Origin of the sequence: Micromonospora sp. NPDC023633, assembly GCF_040640035.1 — a bacterium.
Lineage (GTDB): Bacteria > Actinomycetota > Actinomycetes > Mycobacteriales > Micromonosporaceae > Micromonospora.
On sequence record NZ_JBFABB010000285.1, the window covers coordinates 1 to 1,220 of the forward strand.

At 70.8% G+C, this 1,220-nt stretch carries 1 protein-coding gene; it reads right to left on the minus strand.

Annotated elements, in window-relative coordinates:
• Positions 1-1,193 (minus strand): polyketide synthase dehydratase domain-containing protein (locus tag AB0G13_RS34760; protein WP_357883956.1); only part of this gene is annotated, 1,193 nt, incomplete at its 3' end.
• Positions 1,194-1,220: the final 27 nt, after the last annotated feature.

Below are 1,220 nucleotides of genomic sequence, written 5' to 3' on the forward strand. Positions count from 1 at the left end.
GCCGCCAACACCTCGGCCAGGGCATCGCGGTCAGCGACGTCACACGCCGCCACCTGCACCCGCGCGCCCAGCTCAGTCAGATCAGCGACCAGCTCGGTCGCTCCCGCCGCGGCCGGGCCCCGCCGGGACAACAACAACAGATGCCTGACCCCGTGCGTGGCGACCAGATGCCGGGCCAACAACCCACCCAACACCCCGGTCCCGCCAGTGATCACCACCGTGCCACGCGAATCCAACCCGGCCGGCAACCGGTCAGGGCCGGGCAGGGGCAGCCGGCCAGTACCACCGGCCCGGGTCAACCGCCGGGTATACAGCTCACCGGCGCGTACCGCGATTTCTGGTTCGCCGCTGTCGAGCACCGCGGTCAGGATCCTGCCCAGTTCGCCATCGTGGTCGGTGTCATCGTCGAGGTCGAGCAGGATGAATCGGTTGGGGTGTTCGGACTGCGCGGAGCGGACCAGGCCCCATACCGCGGCCGCGGCCAGGTCGCTGCCGTCGGTGGCGCCGCGGGTGGTCACCACCAACCGGGAACCGTCCGTGGCCGCATCGGCCAGCCATTCCTGGATCCAACCCAACACCAGCGTGCTGGCCGTGTGTGTGGCCTCGACAACGTCGACGGCGTCGCCTGCAGCTGGTAGCTCGGCCACCACGACCGTGGGCAGCTCACCATCGATCTGCCCGTGCCATGCCCAGACGGGTTCGGTAGCCACCGGCGTGGTGTCGGGCTGCGCGCCTGGTAGCGGCATCCACTGCACCTCGAACAGTGACTGCGCCGCGTCCGGCATTCCGGCGCCCAGTTGGTCGGCGGTTACCGGCCGCAACACCAACGAGTCCGCGGTCAGCACCGGATGGCCGGCGGTGTCGAACACGGCCACCGCGATACCGCCGTCGTCGGCCGGTGTCAGCCGGACCCGTAGCGTGGTCGCTCCGGTCGCGTGCAGCCGTACCCCGCTCCACGCGAACGGCAACACCGCGTCGTCGTCGTCGAGCAGCCCGGCCAACCCGATCGGGTGCAGCGCCGCGTCCAGCGCCGCCGGATGCAACCCGAACCCGTCCGCTCCGACCTGCTCGGGCAGTGTCACCTCGGCGTACACATCCTGGTCGGCACGCCACACCGCCCGCAGACCCTGAAACACCGGCCCGTACACGTACCCGCCGTCGGCCAACCGTTCGTACAAGCCATCAACAGCCACCGGCCGGGCACCGGCCGGCGGCCACTG